Genomic DNA, 16,861 nt, shown 5'->3' on the forward strand with positions numbered 1-16,861 from the left:
GCAGGACTCACGTTCACACGGGAACGACGGTGACCAGGCTTTCGAGTCCGACGAAGTCGTCGGTGTTGCGGGTGTAGAGCGGCAACCCTCGACCGAAGGCGATGTCGGCGATCATGAGGTCTGGGCTTTCTACGGCTGGACCACGTGAGGCGTGTCGGTGAGGGGAGGGAGCAGGGTCCACATGCGGGCCGGTGCCAGGGGCTGGGCTGTGATCAGCAGACCGGTTTTGAGGCGTTCCTCCACCACTCGCCCGCCGTACACCTCCCCAGAAACGGGTGTGACCACGACCGCGAAGTCGCCCTTCGCCTTCAGCCGGACGTTCCGCGTCCGTCCCGCCGGCACCTCCACGTCGAACGGCTGCTCGGCCGCACTCTTTGCTGGGACGATCTGTACGCGCACCTTGCCTGGCTGTCCGCCCAGTGCGGTGAGGATCAGACGGGAGCCGGTGCCGTTGCGGGCCAGCGCACTGCCCAGGTCAAGGGAGGGCGTGCCGGCGGTGAAGGCGATGTCCGAGCGGCCTCCGGTGCCGGTCATCACCAGGCCGGCCACGATCGGGGTCTCCGAGGTGAGGACGAGGGCCGCCGACGAGCCGCCCACGCCGGTGGTCACGTCCACCGAGACGACGCTTCCTGCCAGTACGTCCACCGTCTCACGGCCCCGCATGGCGTACTCGGCGTCCTCGCTCACCGCCCTCACCTTCACCAGCGCGTCGGTCTCGCCTGGGGCGGCGACGAGCAGCTCGCGGCGGCCGCCGCCGCCCGGGATCCCTGGGACGACGACGCGCGTCGCGGGTGGCGCCGCGGCAGGGAGCCAGTCGATGCCTCCGGTCTCGAGCGTGGTGCGGGCGGCGACGGCGACGCGGCCGAAGATGGTGGTAACGCTCACGGCCATGATGTCGGCCGACGGGGCGAGCGTCTTCATGTCGATCTCGCGGTGCTCGCCGGGCGCGATCTCCAGACCGATCCCCTTGTCGCCGGAGACCGGGCCCTCGGCGGCGTGGACCTGTACGTCGGCCAGCGCCGGCGCCTTGTCCGCATTCGTGAGGTGCAGGATCACGCCGGCGTTCGCCGGTCCGGGGCCGAGCAGCCAGGTCACGGGGGCGGGCTCGGTGCAGCGCACGCCGGCCAGGCCGCGTTCGGCACCCCGGGTGGCGCGGGTGGTGTAGCCGGCCTCCAGCGCGGCAGGGCCCTTCGTCACGTACGGCTTGCCGTCCGCCATCGTCTCGTGGGACAGGCCGCCGGGCAGGTACACGCCGACCTTCTCCCCCTTCGCCCCAGGGCATACGGCGGTGACCGACGTGACCGCCACTTTCCGGGGTGCGGCCTGCTGCGGGGCGGCGGGGGCGGCCGGTCTGGTGACGTACGCGGTGCCGTACAGGGCTGCCAACGCCACGACCACCAGCACCAGCAGGCCGAATCGGTTCTCGACGAAGGACTTCATGACGCCCCCGCCAGAACCGCACTGGGCGACGGCTCCACGGCCTCCTGCGGGCTCTCGCGCCGCCCCGGCGCGGCCAGCACGGCGCACACCAGCACCATCGCGCCCTGCGCCCACAACCACGGCTTGTGCAGGGCGCTTTCGGGCTGGGCCGGCACGCGGGTGACCGGTTCGACGACGCGCCACAGGCCGCCGGCCTCCGACAGGCTCATGCGCTGCAGCCCCGGCTGGGAGTCGAGCGTCCTGGTCAGCTGCGGCGCGACCGGCGGCGCCACGGCGACCATCGCGATGCCGTGCCGCGCCAGCGTGGCCGCATCGCCGCCGCGCCCGCCGGCCAGCCCTTGCGCGGCGGTGGCGACGCGGGTGCGGGCCTCGGACGCGATGGGCAGCTCCGATTCGCCGATCAGCGGGGTACGCCCGTGCAGCACGGTGAACTCCGACCCCTTGATCACCAATGTTCGTTCCCCTTGGGCGGTACGCGAGGCCGCCAGGGCAGGCAGCACATCGGGCGCGTCCCCGACGAGCGGCCCCCGGACCCCGGTGACCACCCAATAGCCCGCGGCCAGCAGCGGCGTGCTGAACGCCACCCCCACCAGCGCCGTCACCCCCAGCCGCCGCAGCCCGCCGCCGGCGCGCAACTCGGCCAGGCGGTGTGCGGTCAGGCCCACGAGGACCACCAGCCCCATCCCCGCGAACGCCAGCGGCACGCCCGGCCAGGCCCGCGTGCCGTCGACGGAGATCCGGCTGACCAGGATCGCGGCGAGCATCCCGTACAGGGCGACGCCCCAGCCGACGGCGACGATCATGCGCTGGCGGCGCATGAGGAGCGCGGCCAACGCCGTCGCCAGCAGCCCCGCCGTCACCCAGAACGGCGGCAGCCCCGGCCCTCCAGGGGCCAACGCCAGCAACGACTCGGCAGCCGGTGCGGCGTCCACCAGCGCGGGATCGTGCAGCCCGGCCTCCAGCAGGAGCCGCCCGGGATCGCTCACCAGCGTCGCGAGCCATGGGAACAGCAGCGCCACCGGGACGAGCAACGCGATGGCCATGGACACCAAGACGCCATCCCGCCGGCCCAGGCTGGGCACGCGGCCATCCCGCCGGCCCACGCCATCCCGCTTGTCCGCGCCGGCCCGCCGGCCCGTGCGGCTCCGCCGCGTCGCGCTCCGCCGCCGTCCTGCCGCCAAGGACAGTGCGCCCAGCACCGCCACCATCGGGTACACCAGCGGCACGAACGCCGTCCCCACCCCCAGCAGCAGCCCGAGCGCCCAGGCGGCGCGGCGGGCGGGGCGGCGTTCTGCGGACAGGAGGGTCGTGCCGAGCGAGGCGTAGACCGGCAGCAGCACGAACACCACCGCCGTGCCCAGCCGTCCCGCCGCGATCGCGCCGGTCGCGACAGGCAGCAGCGCGTACGTCCCCGCCGCCCACGCCCGCGCGGGCACCGAAGGGATGAAGTGCCGGGTGGCCAGGTACGTGGTGGCGCCTGCCAGCGGCACCGAGCCGAGCAGCAGCACCGACACGGCCAGCCACGTCTTGCCGAACGCGAGCGTGGACAGAGCGGCCACGACCGCGACGTACGGCGGCGCCCAGGCGTCCGCGCCGAGCCCGATGTCGTGGAATCCCTCGGTGTAGAACGCCCAGAGGTCGCCGGCACCGCCGATCACGGGAACCAGCGCGCCCCCGCCGAGCCGTTCGCCGCCGAGCAATGACCGCTCGGCGACCAGCGAGATCGCGGTCAGCGCGAGCATGAGGACTACGCCTGGGCGGGACAGGAAACGTTTGACCGCGCCGGTGTCCGGCGGAGGCAGTACTTCGTCCTCCTCCGCCGACACGTGATGGTGGTGGCGGCCGGCCGAGTCGACGGGTGCCTGGCCGTCGAGGAAACTCTGCACCATGTCGATCAGCCGCCGGTAGCCCGCACCCGGAGGGGTCATCAGCCGCTTGATGCGGACATATCCCTTCTTGCGGCCGTGGCGGCGGGCGCGCCGCGCCCTGAGCAGCCGGAACGGGTGCACCAGGACCGACCCCATGGCCACCATCTCGTCCAGCGCGTTCGCGGGCTGCTTGCTGACGAGGAACAACAGCGTGCGGAAGGCCGAGCCGAGCACGCTCCGCAGCAGTGCCCACAACATGGGGCGAAACGGCAGGTTCGCCATGACCACGAAGATCGCGTTTCGCCTGTCGAGCCGGCGCGGATGGTCGCCGCTGACCGTGATGCGCCGTCGCCGGCGCGCCGCCGCCTCGGCGTGCCAGGCCACGGCCGAGGTCACGACCAGGACCTTGTGCCCGGCGTTGCGTACCCGCCAGCACAGGTCGAGGTCGTCACGGAACAGCGGGAAGAACGGGTCCAGCCCGCCGGCCTCCTCCCACACGTCGCGGCGGATCAGCATCCCGGCCGTGGACACCGACAGCACGTCGCGCGTGCCGTCATGCTGCCCCTGGTCGAACTCGCGCGGCTCCAGCCCCGTGTCCCTCCGCCCGGTACGTCCCACCGTCACGCCGACTTCGAGCAGGCGCCTCTGGTCGAGCCAGTCACGCAGCTTCGGGCCGAGCACGGCCGCCTTGGGATCGTGGCCGGCCGCGGTGAGCAGGGCTTCCAGCGCGCGCCTGTCGGGGGCGCAGTCGTCGTGGAGCAGCCAGATCCACTCGTCGGGCCCGCGCGAGGGCAGCCTCTCGAGCGCCTCGGCGACGGATTCGGCGAAAGCGGTCGACCGCGGCAGGGAGATGACATTGCCGCTGCCAAGCGTCTGAGCGAGCAGGTCAGCCGAGCCGTCCCTGCTGCCGTTGTCGACGCCGGCGACGCGGTCGGGTCTGCGGCTCTGGCCGGCCAGCGCGCGCAGCGTCTCCCCGAGCCAGCGCGCGCCGTCGTGGGCGACGACGATCACGGTGACGTACGGACGGGACATGGGCGGGCGACTCCTGGGGGGATGATCAGGCGCGCCCACCCTACAGGCGAAAGCGGGTCAAAGAGGTGCGAAAAGGGTCACGCGGCTGTGCCGCGTGACCCCCTCTATGACTAAACGGCCTGGCGTTTGATCCGTCTGCGCTCCCGCTCGGACAACCCACCCCAGATGCCGAAGCGCTCATCGTGCTCGAGTGCGTATTCAAGGCACTCGGCACGGACCTCGCACGATCGGCAGACCTTCTTGGCCTCTCTGGTAGAGCCGCCCTTCTCCGGGAAGAACGCCTCCGGATCGGTCTGCGCGCACAACGCGCGCTCCTGCCAGCCGAGTTCTTCAGCGTCAAGCTGATCCTGTGCGATGACCGGATCGGTCACTGCACACCTCCCTGCCGCCCGCCCGCAATGGAGCCCCCCATGGACGCCTTCCTTAGTACCCACCCACCGGAAGGCGTAACAACATGGTTGTAATTACACGCGCGTGCCGTAGCTGACGTCAAGCGGCATGCAGGTATCCGGGGAAAGACCAGACCTCGCCCCGGTGTGCTTGCCATGTGATGTTCTCGCCCGGCCCACCCCATCCGCTCAATGGTTTCGGTCAGACTCGTTCAACCTGTCAGCGGTCCGAACCGTATCAGGGCGGGATAGACGCCCGCCCGCGACGCACCTTCTCTCTAGCCGTTCATTGCCGGTCCGTTACCTGCGTGGCTCGTTGGGGGTGTATATGGCGGTCGGGTCGATGGGGTCGTCCCCCGGGCGGCCGCCGCCGAGGGGATCTCCCCGGTAGGCCGACGGGTCGAGCCGCATCGTCGACTCCCCCTGGTCCTGCGTGCCGGCCGGCGCCTGGTGGGTCGGCTGGTAGGGGCGCGGCTCGTACGCGCCCTGCTGGGGCTCGTACGCGCTCTGCTGCTGGGGCTGCTGCGGATGGCCGAACGGGTCGTCGTACGGACCGGGCTGGGCGGCGTAGTCCGGCACGCGCAGGTCGGGCGCGGTGCCGGCGGCGGCCGTGTGCTGGTACGTCTCCGCCTGCTGGTAGGCGTCCATGAGCTGCTGGGAGCGCGGGTCCACGGGCGGGTCGGGCTCTTGGTAGGCGTTCGGGGTGGCGTACTCGGCGCCCGAATAGCCGGTGAACGGGGTGCCGCCCTGCTGTGCCTGGTCGAACGCGCTCTGCCCCTGGTACGGCGGCTGGAACGGGGCGTTCGGCGAGGTCTCGCCCGTGGGGTAGGGGGGCTGCTCGGCGGGGGTGGCGAAGGCGTCCTGCGGCGCGTACGGGCTCTGGTCGTTCCCGGACGGCGCGTAGGGGTCGTTCCCGGGGGACGCGTAGGGGTTGGGGCTCGGCTGGCCGTAGAGGTTCGGCTGGCTGTCCGCCGGGACGTACGGGGCGGGCTGGTACTCGGCGGCCGGAGTGTTGTACTCCTGGGCCGGCGGGGTGGTGTACTCCGGGACCGCGCGGTCGACGTTCGGCGTCGTGTCGGAGGAGGTATAGCCGACCTGCCCGAACCCGGAATCCTGCCCGAACCCGGAGCCCTGCCCGAACCCGGAGCCCTGGCCGAAGCCCTGGGGCTGCTGCTGGTCGGACGGCGCAGGCGGGAGCGCGGCCCTGACCGGCTGGTACGCCTCCGGCTGCGGCTGCCTATAAGCGGGCTCGGCCGTCTGATGGGGCTGGGCATCGGCGGGCGGCGCGTAGGCGGACTGCTCGGGCTGACCGCCACCGAAACTCGGCGGCTGCTGGCCGTACCCGGGCTGCTGGCCCGACGGGGGCTGGTGCCCGTACCCGGGCTGCTGGCCCGACGGCGGCTGGTGCCCGTACTCAGGCTGCTGACCGTAGGGGGGCTGCTGCCCGTAGGCGGGCGGCCCCTGCTCCGGCTGGCCGGGGACGGGCTGCTGCCCGGACAGCGGCTGCTGGCCGTAGCCGGCGGCGGGCTGCTCCTGCTGACCGAAACCGGGCTGCCCGGAGGGGGGCTGGCCCATCTGCGGCTGCTGACCGAAGTCGGGCTGCTGGCTGTAATCCGGCTGCTGCCCGGGCGGCGGCTGCTGCCCGTAACTGGGCTGCTGGCCGTAACCGGGCTGCTGGCCGTACCCGGGCTGGGGCTGCCCGTAGGCGGCGGCAGGGTCCTGCTGGCCGCCGGCGAACGGCGGCTGCTGGGCGAATTGGGGGTGGTGGTAGACCTGCGCGGCCGGACGCTCGGGCACGACCTGCGGGATCAGGTACACGAGCGCGATGGCGGTCAACGCCAGCTGGGGCGCGCCCAAGAGCACGTACTCCACGATGTCGCGGGCCCCGTCACCTGCGAACAACCCGAGCAGCAGTGCCAGCATGCCGAACACCGATGCCAGTACCAGCCCGACCGCCGCTCCGTACATGATCGGCTTGGCTTTGGCCGACGGCTGGCCAACCTTGGTGACCAGCAGCACCGCACCCAGCAACAACGCTATGGCGACCGGACTCGTCACGCTGAAGAAGTTCGCGGCCGCGCGGCCCGTGAAGGTCGAGGCGGACGACGAGCCGATCAGGATGTGACCGATCGCCAGCAGCACGTTCATCAGCCCAGTGACGAGCATGATCCAGGCGGCCGGCTCCTTCAGCCGGGCGACGTCAAGTTTGCTCACAAATACCCCCAACGGACCCTTTAGCCCGAAGGGAGTTTGCCACATCGTCAAGTCGCGCGACGGGAGTCCCACGAACCCCTTTCATCTCAATTCGGCCTATACCAGCAAGTAGGTCCCCTAAGAGCGGGGAAGACCACTCCCCCGGCAGGCTTGTCGGAGGCCGGTGAAAGACTGGGCCGCATGCACATCGTGTCACTCGCCGGCGGCATCGGCGGCGCCCGTTTCCTGCGCGGTCTGCGCGCGACCCAGCCAGACGCCACGATCACCGTCATCGGCAACACGGGTGACGACATCACCCTGTTCGGCCTGCGGGTCTGCCCCGACCTCGACACCGTGATGTACACCCTGGGCAACGGCATCGACGAGGAGCAGGGCTGGGGCCGGGCCAAGGAGTCCCACGTGGTCAAGGAGGAGCTGGCCGCGTACGGCATGGAGCCGCAGTGGTTCGGGCTCGGCGACCGCGACTTCGCCACCCACATCGTCCGCTCGCAGATGCTGGCGGCCGGCTACCCGCTCTCACAGATCACACAGGCACTCTGCACGCGCTGGCAGCCGGGCGTGCGGCTGCTGCCGATGAGCGACGACCGCTGCGAGACACACGTGGTGATCGAGGATGAGCACGGCAAACGCGCGGTGCACTTCCAGGAGTGGTGGGTACGCCTGCGTGCCTCCGTCCCCGCCCAGTCGTTCGCGCTGGTGGGGGTGGACACCGCCAAGCCGGCGCCGGGCGTGCTGGAGGCCATCGAGCAGGCCGACGTGGTCATCCTGCCGCCATCCAACCCCGTCGTCAGCATCGGCACGATCCTCCAGGTCCCGGGCATCCGCGACGCCTTGACCGCCAAGACCGTGGTCGGTGTGTCGCCGATCATCGGCGGCGCGCCGGTGCGGGGCATGGCCGACGCCTGTCTGACGGCCATCGGGGTCGAGACGAGCGCTCAGGCCGTGCTGGAGCTCTACGGCTCAGATCTGATCGACGGCTGGCTGGTGGCCGAGGAGGACGAGAGCGTCGCGCTCGACGGGGTGCGGGTCGTCGCCCGCCCACTCCTCATGCACGACGCCGAAGCCGCGGCCGCCATCGCCCGCGGGGCGCTCGACCTGGCCCTGGAGCTCGCCCGATGACCATCGCCGAACGCCCGGACCACGCCGCGGGCGCCCCGCTCCACAGCGCGCCCCAGCGCATCGAAGTGATCGCCGTGGCCGGCATCGACGAGGTGCGGCCCGGAGACGACATCGCGGTCCTGCTCGCGGACGCGGGCCTCCGGGACGGCGACATCCTGGTCATCACCTCCAAGATCGTGAGCAAGGCCGAGGGCCGGATCCGCTGGGCGCCGGACCGCGTCCAGGCGATCGAGGACGAGACCGAGCGCGTGGTCGCCAGGCGCGGCGACACCGTGATCTCCCAGACCCGCCACGGCTTCGTCATGGCCGCCGCCGGGGTGGACGCCTCCAACACCGAGCCGGGCACCGTGCTACTCCTCCCCGAGGACCCCGACGCCTCGGCCAGGCGGATCAGGGCAGGGCTGGCCGCCGCCCGGGTCGGCGTGATCGTCTCGGACACGTTCGGCCGGCCGTGGCGCAACGGGCTCACCGACGTGGCGATCGGGGTGGCGGGGATGCGGCCGCTTGACGACTTCCGCGGCACGTCCGACGGATACGGCAACCAGCTCAGCGCCACCGTCACGGCGCTGGCCGACGAGATCGCGGGCGCGGCCGAGCTGGTCAAGGGCAAGCTCGAGGGCGTGCCCGTGGCGATCGTCCGCGGGTTGTCCCACCTGGTCACCGACGACGACGGGCCCGGGGTGCGGCCGCTGGTTCGGGCGGCTGACGACGACCTGTTCCGGTACGGGTCGCGGGACGTCGTGTTCGCGCGCCGTACGATCAGGGAGTTCTCCGACCGGCCCGTCGATCCCGAGGCGGTGCGCAGGGCGGTGGCGGCGGGCATCGCCGCGCCGGCGCCGCACCACACGACCCCGTGGCGGTTCGTGCTGGTCGAGTCGCCGGAGACGCGGAGGAAGCTGCTCGACGCGATGCGCGAGGCGTGGATCGAGGACCTGCGCGGAGACGGGTTCAGCGAGCAGTCGATCGCCAAGCGGATCAGGCGGGGCGACGTGCTGCGTCATGCGCCCTACCTGGTGGTGCCGTGCCTGGTGATGGAGGGGTCGCACACATACCGTGACGCGCGGCGCAACGCCTCCGAACGGGAGATGTTCGTGGTGGCGACCGGCGCCGGGGTGGAGAACTTCCTGATTCAGCTCGCCGTCGAAGGGCTCGGCTCGGCGTGGGTGTCGTCCACGATGTTCTGCCGCCCGGTCGTCCGCGCGGTGCTCGACCTGCCGGACTCCTGGGATCCGATGGGCTGCGTGGCCGTGGGCCACGCAGCGGCCCCACCCCGCGATCGGGCGCCCCGCGATCCGGCGGACTTCATCGTGACACGCTGACCGGCGTCCGCAACTGAAGTAAGCACACCATTTACCGTTAGGAAAGTTTCCTTTACATTCGGAGTATCCCCCCATGTAAAGGAGCCGCTTTCATGCGAAGGACGCTCACGTTAGTCGCCGTGGTGATGATCGCTCTCGCCACCACGCTCTTCAACACCACTCCGGCGCTCGCGCACGGGTACGTCAACTCGCCACCGAGCCGGCAGGCCAACTGCGCACAAGGCAAGGTGCCCAACTGCGGCAACATCATCTACGAGCCGCAGAGCGTGGAAGGGCCGAAGGGTCTGCGCAGCTGCCACGCCAACCTGTCGCAGTTCGCCCAGCTGAGCGACGAGAGCAAGCCGTGGCCCGTCGCCTCGGTGGGCAGCACGGTGACCTTCACCTGGACGTTCACCGCCCGGCACGCCACGAGCAACTACGAGTACTACATCGGCAACACCAGGGTGGCCGTGTTCAGCGGCAACAACCAGCAACCGCCGGCGACGGTCTCGCACACGGTCAACCTGTCCGGCTACTCCGGCCGCCAGAAGGTCCTGGCGATCTGGAACATCTCCGACACCGCCAACGCCTTCTACTCCTGCATCGACCTCCAGATCGGCGGCGGCAACCCGAACCCGACGCCCACTCCGACGGTCACCCCCACGCCCACCCCGACGCCGACGCCGACGACCACCACCCCCTCGGGCACGTGGAGGGCCGGAGTCGCGTACGCGGTCGGCAGCACGGTGACGTACAACGGCGTGAGCTACCGCTGCATCCAGGCGCACACGTCACTCGCCGGCTGGGAACCGCCGAACGTCCCAGCCCTCTGGCAACGACTCTGACCCGCTGACGCCAAGGGGGCGCCCCTTTCACATGACATGGGCGCCCCCTTTCGCGTCCGTGCCGCCGAACCCTCAGGCGGTCGGTTTGCACGTGGGGTGGCAGAGGCGGCGGGCCAGGGCGGCGAGGAAGACGTCGATGATCTCCCCCGGCTCCTGCGCCACATGCAGCGACCCATTGGTAGCCGCCGCGATCTGCCCCAGACCCCCCCGATCCACATCCGCCCCGAAGGCGATGATGACGATCTGCACGGGCCGATCCGGCTTCCAATCGCGCCGCAGCACCTCGAGAAGCTCCGCCAAGCGGGTGCCCTTGCCATCGTCCTTGCCCGCCGTGATCACCAGGAGCGTGTTGTTCATGTCCTCCCGGTACTCCCCGGCGACCTCCTGGAACCCGCTGAGGATCGAGTCGTACAAAGAGCTGTCCCGCCCCGGATGGGCGGTGATCGTGGTGGTCATCTCGCCCAGGCGGCTCCTGCGGATCACCTGACCGCTCTCCGGCTCGTTGATCGGCCCGAGCCCGACGCGTTCCTGGTAGCCCTTGGTCTGCCCCAGCCCGTCCGCGAACTCCCACAACCCCATGTGCGTGGAATCAGGGAAGAGCTGCAGCCCGATCTTGGCCGCGTCCAGCGCCACCCTGACCCGGGTGCTGCCCTTCAGCGGCTCGGCCATGTGCTTGGAGGTGTCGGCCAGTACGAGGATGTTGGTCGGCGGTGCCAGCCTGCTCCAGGCCCGCAGCGCCTCGTCGATGTCCTGCGGCGACACCGACGACCTGGTCTTCGGGGCCGCCGGCGGGATCTGCGGCCCCGGCGAGATCGGCCCCTGGCGGCCATCGCCCGACCTGAACCCCGCCCGCCGCACGATTTCCTGCGCCTGCGCCCCCGTCAGCCACTCGGCGAACGCGGTGGACGCCTCGGCCACCGTGGGGTCGGTGGCGGTGACGACGTACGGATAGTCGAGGTTGATCGTGCCCTCACGCGGGTGCAGCGCGACGACCGGGTCGGCGGAGGGGCTCAGGTTGTGGTTCCACACCGACTGCTCCGGGACGATGACCACGGGACGCTGCCAGAACGCGCGGTCATCGACCGCATCCAGCATGCTGCGGTAGTCGGGCGCAGAGCCGGCCTGCGCCCACCGGACGAACGCCGTGAGCGCCTTGTCCGCCTCCGGCCCGGTGCCGACGACGTCCCTGGCTGCGGCCACGGTCGCGATGCCCGCCCCGGCGAGCGACGGGTCCGGCACGCGTACGACGTCGGGCTCGTTCGCTGTAGGCGTCAGCCGCCCGCGCACGGTCGAGGGGAAGACCATCCGCCAGTTCATCTCGGTCTTGCCCACGGAGAAACGTTGCGCCAGCGACGAGCGGGTGGCGAACACCAGCGGCGAGGTCGCCACCACACTCTCCCCTGCCGGGAGCGCGCTCGCGCCCTGCTGGCGGGCCAGCCTGATCCAGGCCGAGGAGTCGGCGATCCAGCCATCGGGCCGCTCGCTCAGCACCCCCGCCCGGTCGCCGATCAGCGTGCGCAGAACAGTGGCCGGCGGCTGCTCGGTCACCTGGACCAGCACGCACCGGCGACCCACCGACGTCTTCGTGTCGTTGAACCGCCCGGCGGCCTCCATGACCGCGGGGGCCACGTCGACCGCGGCGGCCACACTGACCAGAACAGGATCTCGTGTGGAACACAGCGTGCCGACGCCGCCGAACACCACGACGACGGCAACGGCGGCGACGGCAACGGCCGTGAGCCCTGCCAGCATGCCGCGCTGCAGCGCCTTGCTGCGTCGCTGCTCAGGGGTCAGCGCGACGCGGTGTCGACCCAACCGCACGGTGAACCTCTCTCCAGGGGAGTGATGATTCTCCCAGCGACTCCCATAGCGGCCGCAAGCTATTGGTAGAACATGTTACAACTGGGCGATCGGCAACACCCTCCTGACGCTCTGGCAGACGCCATCGCTCGTCTGGGACGCCTGGAGACGCTCGGGGCTCGGGACGCCGTACTCGGTGGTGCGCTGCCTGACCGGCCTGCCGCTGACCTCGACCATCGCGCGCAACTCGCTGATGGTCTTGTACGAGCCGTTCTCCGAGCCGGCCATCCTGCTGATCGTCTCCTCCATCAGCGTGCCGCCAAGGTCGTTCACGCCGCCTTGGAGCACCTGCCGGCACAGGTCGTCACGGAGCTTCACCCAGGAGCACTGGATGTTGTCGATCGCGCCGTGGAGCAGGATCCTGGCCAGCGCGTGCACGGCCCGGTTCTCCTGGGCCGTGGGACCGGGGCGGGCTATGCCGGCCAGGTAGATAGGGGCGCTGGTGTGCACGAACGGCAGCAGCACGAACTCCGAGAACCCGCCGGTCTCCTCCTGCAGGCGCCTGATCAGCTTGATGTGCCTGACCCAGTGCAGGTGGGTGTCGACGTGGCCGTACATCATGGTGGACGTCGTCGGGATGCCGACCTTGTGCGCGGTCGTGATGACCTCGATCCACTCCTTCGTCGGGAGCTTGCCCTTGGTCAGCACCCAGCGCACGTCGTCGTCGAGGATCTCCGCCGCCGTCCCGGGAAGCGAGTCGACGCCCGCTTCCTTGGCCGCCTCCAGCCAGTCCCGGATGGACATGTTCGTCCGGCTCGCCCCGTTGATCACCTCCATCGGTGAGAACGCGTGCACGTGCATGTCCGGCGTCCGCGCCTTCACGGCCTTGGCGATGTCGAAGTAAGCAGTGCCGGGCAGATCGGGGTGGATGCCGCCCTGCATGCACACCTCGGTCGCCCCGGCCTCCCACGCCTCCTGCGCTCGGTCGGCCACCTGGTCGAGGCTCAGCGTGTACGCGTCGGCGTCGGTGCGGCGCTGTGCGAAGGCGCAGAAGCGGCAGCCGGTGTAGCAGACGTTGGTGAAGTTGATGTTCCTGTTGACGACGTAGGTCACGTCATCGCCCGCGGCCTGCGTTCTGAGGGCGTCGGCAATGGCGGCCAGCTCGTCGAGCGCCTCCCCTTCCGCGCTGAGCAGCGCGACGGCCTCGTCGTCTGTCAGACCCGCCGGATCCGCCTCGGCCCTCCTGAGCGCCTGCCGGACACCCCCGGACACCCCACGCCCGCCGCCCGCGGCCGCCGTCCCCGCACCAGGTCCCCCCGCAGACACACTGCCTGCCGGCGCCGGTGCGGCCAGGAGCCCGGCGGCCGAGTCCGGGGAGACGGGGTCCACCGCGCCGAGGCGGTCCCTCAGGGCGTCCCAGTCGCCGTACACGTGGTCGAAGTCGTCCCGCCGGTCCTGGGCGCGCCCCGACGTGTCCACCTCGACGTGCAGATCCACCCGCCCCGACGCGTCGAACCCGCCGTCGGGCTCCTGCCACGGGCGGCCTTCCAGCACCGCGTCCTCCCGGGCCAGCCCTGTAGCCGGGTCCGCAAGGGCGGCGACGTGGGTGCTCAGGCGCGGATCCAGCCACGGCTCCCCGGCCAGCACGTACTCCGGATAGATGGTCAGCCGCTCCCGCAGCCGGAACCCCGCCTCCCCCGTACGGGCGGCCAGCTCGTCGATCTGCGGCCACGGCCGTTCGGGGTTCACGTGGTCGGGAGTCAGCGGCGACACCCCGCCCCAGTCGTCTATCCCGGCCCGGATCATGAGCTCGTACTCCGAGTCCACCAGGTTCGGCGGCGCCTGGAGCCGGACGCGGGGGCCGAGCACGAGGCGGGCCACGGCGATGGTGGCGGCCAGCTCCTGCAGGTCGGCGTCGGGCAGCCCGCGCATGGCGGTGTCCGGCTTGGCGCGGAAGTTCTGGACGATGACCTCCTGGATCCCGCCGTACTCGCGGGCCACCCGCCGGATCGCGAAGATCGACTCGGCCCGGTCCTGGACGGTCTCCCCGATCCCGATCAGGATCCCCGTCGTGAACGGCACGTTGGTCCGCCCGGCGTCCTCCAGGACGCGCATCCGTACCGCCGGGTCCTTGTCTGGCGAGCCGTAGTGCGGCTGCCCCTTCTCCTCGAACAGCCGTCGCGACGTCGTCTCCAGCATCATCCCCATGGACGGCGCGACGGGCTTGAGGCGCTGCAGGTCACGCCAGCTCAGTACGCCGGGGTTGAGGTGCGGCAGCAGCCCGATCTCCTCCAGCACCCTGATCGCCATCGCCCGCACGTACGACAGCGTGTCGTCGTAGCCGTGCGCGTCCAGCCACTCGCGGGCCTGATGCCAGCGGTCCTCGGGCCGGTCCCCCAACGTGAACAACGCCTCCTTGCACCCCATCGCCGCCCCCTGCCGGGCGATCTCCAGCACCTCGTCGGGGCTCAGGAACGGTGACTCCAGCTTGTGCGGCGCGGTCGCGAACGTGCAATATCCGCACCGGTCCCGGCACAACCTGGTCAGCGGGATGAACACCTTCCTGCTGTAGGTGATGATCCCGGCCCGGCCGGCCGCCTCCAAACCGGCGTCGCGCACGCGGGCGGCGTGTTCCAGGAGTGAGTCGAGGTGGGGGCCACGAGCATGCAGCAGTACGGTTGCCTCGGCGACGTCGAGGCTCTTGCCGTCGCGGGCGCGGGCGAGCGCACGGCGGAGCGCGGAATCACTGACCAGATCCATAAAGGCACAGTACGACGGGCTGGGTTCGCGGCTCGCACCCAGGGCCCGGTCAGAAGCGCCTGTAGTCCCGGACGGACATCCGCGGCCCGCGCGCGGGCGGGCGCAGTCCCGAGAGCGTGATGAGCACCGTCGCACGGTGCCGATGCCCCTGGTACGGCTCCAGCAGCCGCAACATCCCGGGATCGTCGGTCTTCTCCCCCGTCAGGGCGTATCCCACGATCTTGGCCAGGTGGAAGTCGCCCACGCTCAAGGCGTCGGGGTCGCCCAGGGCGCGCTGGCGCACCTCGGCGGACGTCCACACCCCGATGCCCGGCAGGGCGCACAGCAGCCGGTCGAGCTCCTGGGTGGTCGTGGCGGCCTCCAGCTTGTCGGCGTGCCAGGCGGCGTTCGCGATGGTCCTGGCGCGGACGGCCTCGGCGCCCGAGCGGTGCCAGTGCCAGATCGGGATCTGCCGCCACACGGCCGCCTCGGGGATCACCCGCATGCCCTCGGGCGCCGGGCCGGGCGCCTGCTCGCCGTACCGGGCGAGCAGCCACCGCCACGCCCGCCAGGCCTCCTGCCCGACGACCTTCTGCTCCAGCACGGCGGGTACGAGGGCCTCCATGACCCGGCCGGTCCGTCCGATCCGCAGCCCCGGATGTTTCCGCACGACATCCGCCAGAAGCTCGTGCTTGACGATAAATCCGGAAACGTCGTCGTCGGCCCCCACCAACGCCGGCAGCGTCTCCAGCGCCCACTCCGCCCCCGGGCCCCACGCCTGCCCGTGCACGCATCCGCCCTTGACGCTCACCTTGAGCGTGCACGGCCCGTCGGGCGTCCTGGAGGTGCGCCACACGGCGCCGTCGGGAGTCCGCCGCCAGGTGGGATCGCCGTTGCCGTGCCTGTGCGGCGACAACGCCAGCCCCACGTCCAGCGGCCCCTCGGGCGCCCACCTGCGCTCCATCACCGGTCCAGTCTGCCCCACCCGCTCAGACGTTCGGACCAGGTGCGCGATCCTCAGACGTCGCTGGAATAACGCATCGCGCGTTCCGGCAGCTCGATCCCCGGCCAGATGCGCACGCCGTTCTGGAGCTCGTTGCCGGCCCCCACGATGGCCCCGTCGCCGATCACCGAGTCCCGCACCACCGTGCCCGCGCAGACCCGCGCGCCCCTGCCGACAACGGAGTCCGTCACGGATGCGCCTGCTTCGACGACGCAGTCGTCGATCAGCACCGAGCCGACCACCGACGCCCCGGCCTCGACGACCGCCCGCGCGCCGACCACCGTGCCGCCCCGGACCTTGGCCTCCGACGAGATCCTGGCGCCGGCGAGCGCCAGGTATTCGCCCGTCGGCCCCGGCAGCGCGGGCGACTGCAGCCGCCCCAGCACCAGGTCACGCGAGCCCTGCACGAATGCGGCGGGGGTGCCGACGTCCAGCCAGTAGGTGCGGTCGGCATAGCCGAGCACGAGCTGCCCCGACTCGATCAACCCTGGGAACGTCTCCCGCTCCACCGACACGACGTGATCCTTCGGGATCGAGTCGATCACGGACCGGGTGAAGACGTAGCAACCGGCGTTGATCCGGTTGGTCACCGGATTGGGGGTCTTCTCCAGGAACGCCGTGACCCGCCCGCTCTCGTCGGTCGGTACGCACCCGAACCGCGTGGGATCGTCCACTTCTGTCAAATGGAGCGTGACAGCCGCCCGCTGTGCGACGTGCATACGCACTTGGTGCTCGATGTCGTGTCCGGACAGAATGTCCCCGTTCAAAATGAGGACGGGGTCGTCAGGGCGGGAGGTGAGCGCCTCGGCGGCGTTGCGGATGGCCCCGCCGGTGCCGAGCGGAGTCTCCTCCGTGATGTATTCAAGCGAGAGCCCGAATGCCGCCCCGTCACCGAAGGCGGGCTCGAACATGGACGCCTTGTACGAAGTCGCGAACACGATCCGGCGCACGCCGAACGATCGTGCCCGAGCCAGCTGGTGGGCCAGGAAAGGCACTCCGGCAGTGGGCAGCAGCGGCTTCGGCGTGCCCAGTGTCAGCGGACGCAGGCGCGTGCCCTGCCCCCCGACCAGGAGGATCGCCTCGAGGTCTGGCAAAGAGCTCTCCATCACTCCGT

Annotated in this window: 11 protein-coding genes; 3 read left to right on the plus strand and 8 right to left on the minus strand. The window is 71.1% G+C overall.

The features are described from left to right. Positions 1–129: 129 nt before the first annotated feature. The 4 genes from ACTWPT_RS05675 to ACTWPT_RS05690 all read right to left on the minus strand — a co-directional run bounded on the left by ACTWPT_RS05675 (position 130) and on the right by ACTWPT_RS05690 (position 6,943). On the minus strand, positions 130–1,440 hold the full coding sequence (locus ACTWPT_RS05675; protein ID WP_443176165.1) for a DUF5719 family protein: 1,311 nt from the start codon (positions 1,438–1,440) through the stop codon (positions 130–132). After that, positions 1,437–4,340, minus strand: a complete 2,904-nt coding sequence (locus ACTWPT_RS05680) for a glycosyltransferase (protein ID WP_443176166.1) — start codon at positions 4,338–4,340, stop codon at positions 1,437–1,439. Before ACTWPT_RS05680 ends, ACTWPT_RS05675 begins: the two co-directional genes overlap by 4 nt. 110 nt (positions 4,341–4,450) lie before the next feature. Then, positions 4,451–4,711, minus strand: a complete 261-nt coding sequence (locus ACTWPT_RS05685) for a WhiB family transcriptional regulator (RefSeq protein ID WP_020546325.1) — start codon at positions 4,709–4,711, stop codon at positions 4,451–4,453. A 318-nt stretch (positions 4,712–5,029) separates the two neighbouring features. Continuing rightward, complete coding sequence (locus tag ACTWPT_RS05690) at positions 5,030–6,943, minus strand: hypothetical protein (protein WP_443176167.1); 1,914 nt, start codon at positions 6,941–6,943, stop codon at positions 5,030–5,032. A 180-nt stretch (positions 6,944–7,123) separates the two neighbouring features. On the opposite strand from ACTWPT_RS05690, the gene cofD reads away from it, so the two are divergent. The 3 genes from cofD to ACTWPT_RS05705 all read left to right on the plus strand — a co-directional run bounded on the left by cofD (position 7,124) and on the right by ACTWPT_RS05705 (position 10,205). Next, a complete protein-coding gene (gene cofD / locus ACTWPT_RS05695; RefSeq protein WP_443176168.1) occupies positions 7,124–8,062 on the plus strand; it encodes a 2-phospho-L-lactate transferase in 939 nt (312 codons plus the stop codon). Continuing rightward, entirely contained in the window at positions 8,059–9,381 is a 1,323-nt protein-coding gene (locus tag ACTWPT_RS05700; protein WP_443176169.1) for a coenzyme F420-0:L-glutamate ligase, read from the plus strand. Before cofD ends, ACTWPT_RS05700 begins: the two co-directional genes overlap by 4 nt. A 92-nt stretch (positions 9,382–9,473) precedes the next feature. Further along, entirely contained in the window at positions 9,474–10,205 is a 732-nt protein-coding gene (locus ACTWPT_RS05705) for a lytic polysaccharide monooxygenase (protein WP_443176170.1), read from the plus strand. 72 nt (positions 10,206–10,277) lie between these two features. Here the strand turns inward: ACTWPT_RS05705 and ACTWPT_RS05710 are convergent, their stop codons facing one another. From ACTWPT_RS05710 to ACTWPT_RS05725, 4 genes are all read right to left on the minus strand, one after another. Then, entirely contained in the window at positions 10,278–12,026 is a 1,749-nt protein-coding gene (locus ACTWPT_RS05710) for a substrate-binding and VWA domain-containing protein (RefSeq protein WP_443176171.1), read from the minus strand. Positions 12,027–12,101: 75 nt separating this feature from the next. After that, positions 12,102–14,765: a bifunctional FO biosynthesis protein CofGH gene (locus tag ACTWPT_RS05715; protein ID WP_443176172.1), complete on the minus strand. Its 2,664-nt coding sequence runs from the start codon at positions 14,763–14,765 to the stop codon at positions 12,102–12,104. Between the two features lie 49 nt (positions 14,766–14,814). Beyond that, positions 14,815–15,708 (minus strand): DNA-3-methyladenine glycosylase family protein, encoded by an 894-nt coding sequence (locus ACTWPT_RS05720; RefSeq protein WP_443176290.1) that lies wholly within the window; start codon positions 15,706–15,708, stop codon positions 14,815–14,817. A 53-nt stretch (positions 15,709–15,761) separates the two neighbouring features. After that, positions 15,762–16,841 (minus strand): sugar phosphate nucleotidyltransferase, encoded by a 1,080-nt coding sequence (locus tag ACTWPT_RS05725; RefSeq protein ID WP_443176173.1) that lies wholly within the window; start codon positions 16,839–16,841, stop codon positions 15,762–15,764. Positions 16,842–16,861: the final 20 nt, after the last annotated feature.

This window comes from Nonomuraea sp. 3N208 (assembly GCF_052245935.1).
GTDB lineage: Bacteria > Actinomycetota > Actinomycetes > Streptosporangiales > Streptosporangiaceae > Nonomuraea.

Bases quoted from the DNA above. Each gene is read 5' to 3' on its own strand.
- ACTWPT_RS05715 (WP_443176172.1), bottom strand. From the start codon at position 14,765: ATGGATCTGGTCAGTGATTCCGCGCTCCGCCGTGCGCTCGCCCGCGCC.
- ACTWPT_RS05720 (WP_443176290.1), bottom strand. From the start codon at position 15,708: ATGGAGCGCAGGTGGGCGCCCGAGGGGCCGCTGGACGTGGGGCTGGCG.
- ACTWPT_RS05675 (WP_443176165.1), bottom strand. From the start codon at position 1,440: ATGAAGTCCTTCGTCGAGAACCGATTCGGCCTGCTGGTGCTGGTGGTC.
- ACTWPT_RS05680 (WP_443176166.1), bottom strand. From the start codon at position 4,340: ATGTCCCGTCCGTACGTCACCGTGATCGTCGTCGCCCACGACGGCGCG.
- cofD (WP_443176168.1), top strand. From the start codon at position 7,124: ATGCACATCGTGTCACTCGCCGGCGGCATCGGCGGCGCCCGTTTCCTG.
- ACTWPT_RS05705 (WP_443176170.1), top strand. From the start codon at position 9,474: ATGCGAAGGACGCTCACGTTAGTCGCCGTGGTGATGATCGCTCTCGCC.
- ACTWPT_RS05700 (WP_443176169.1), top strand. From the start codon at position 8,059: ATGACCATCGCCGAACGCCCGGACCACGCCGCGGGCGCCCCGCTCCAC.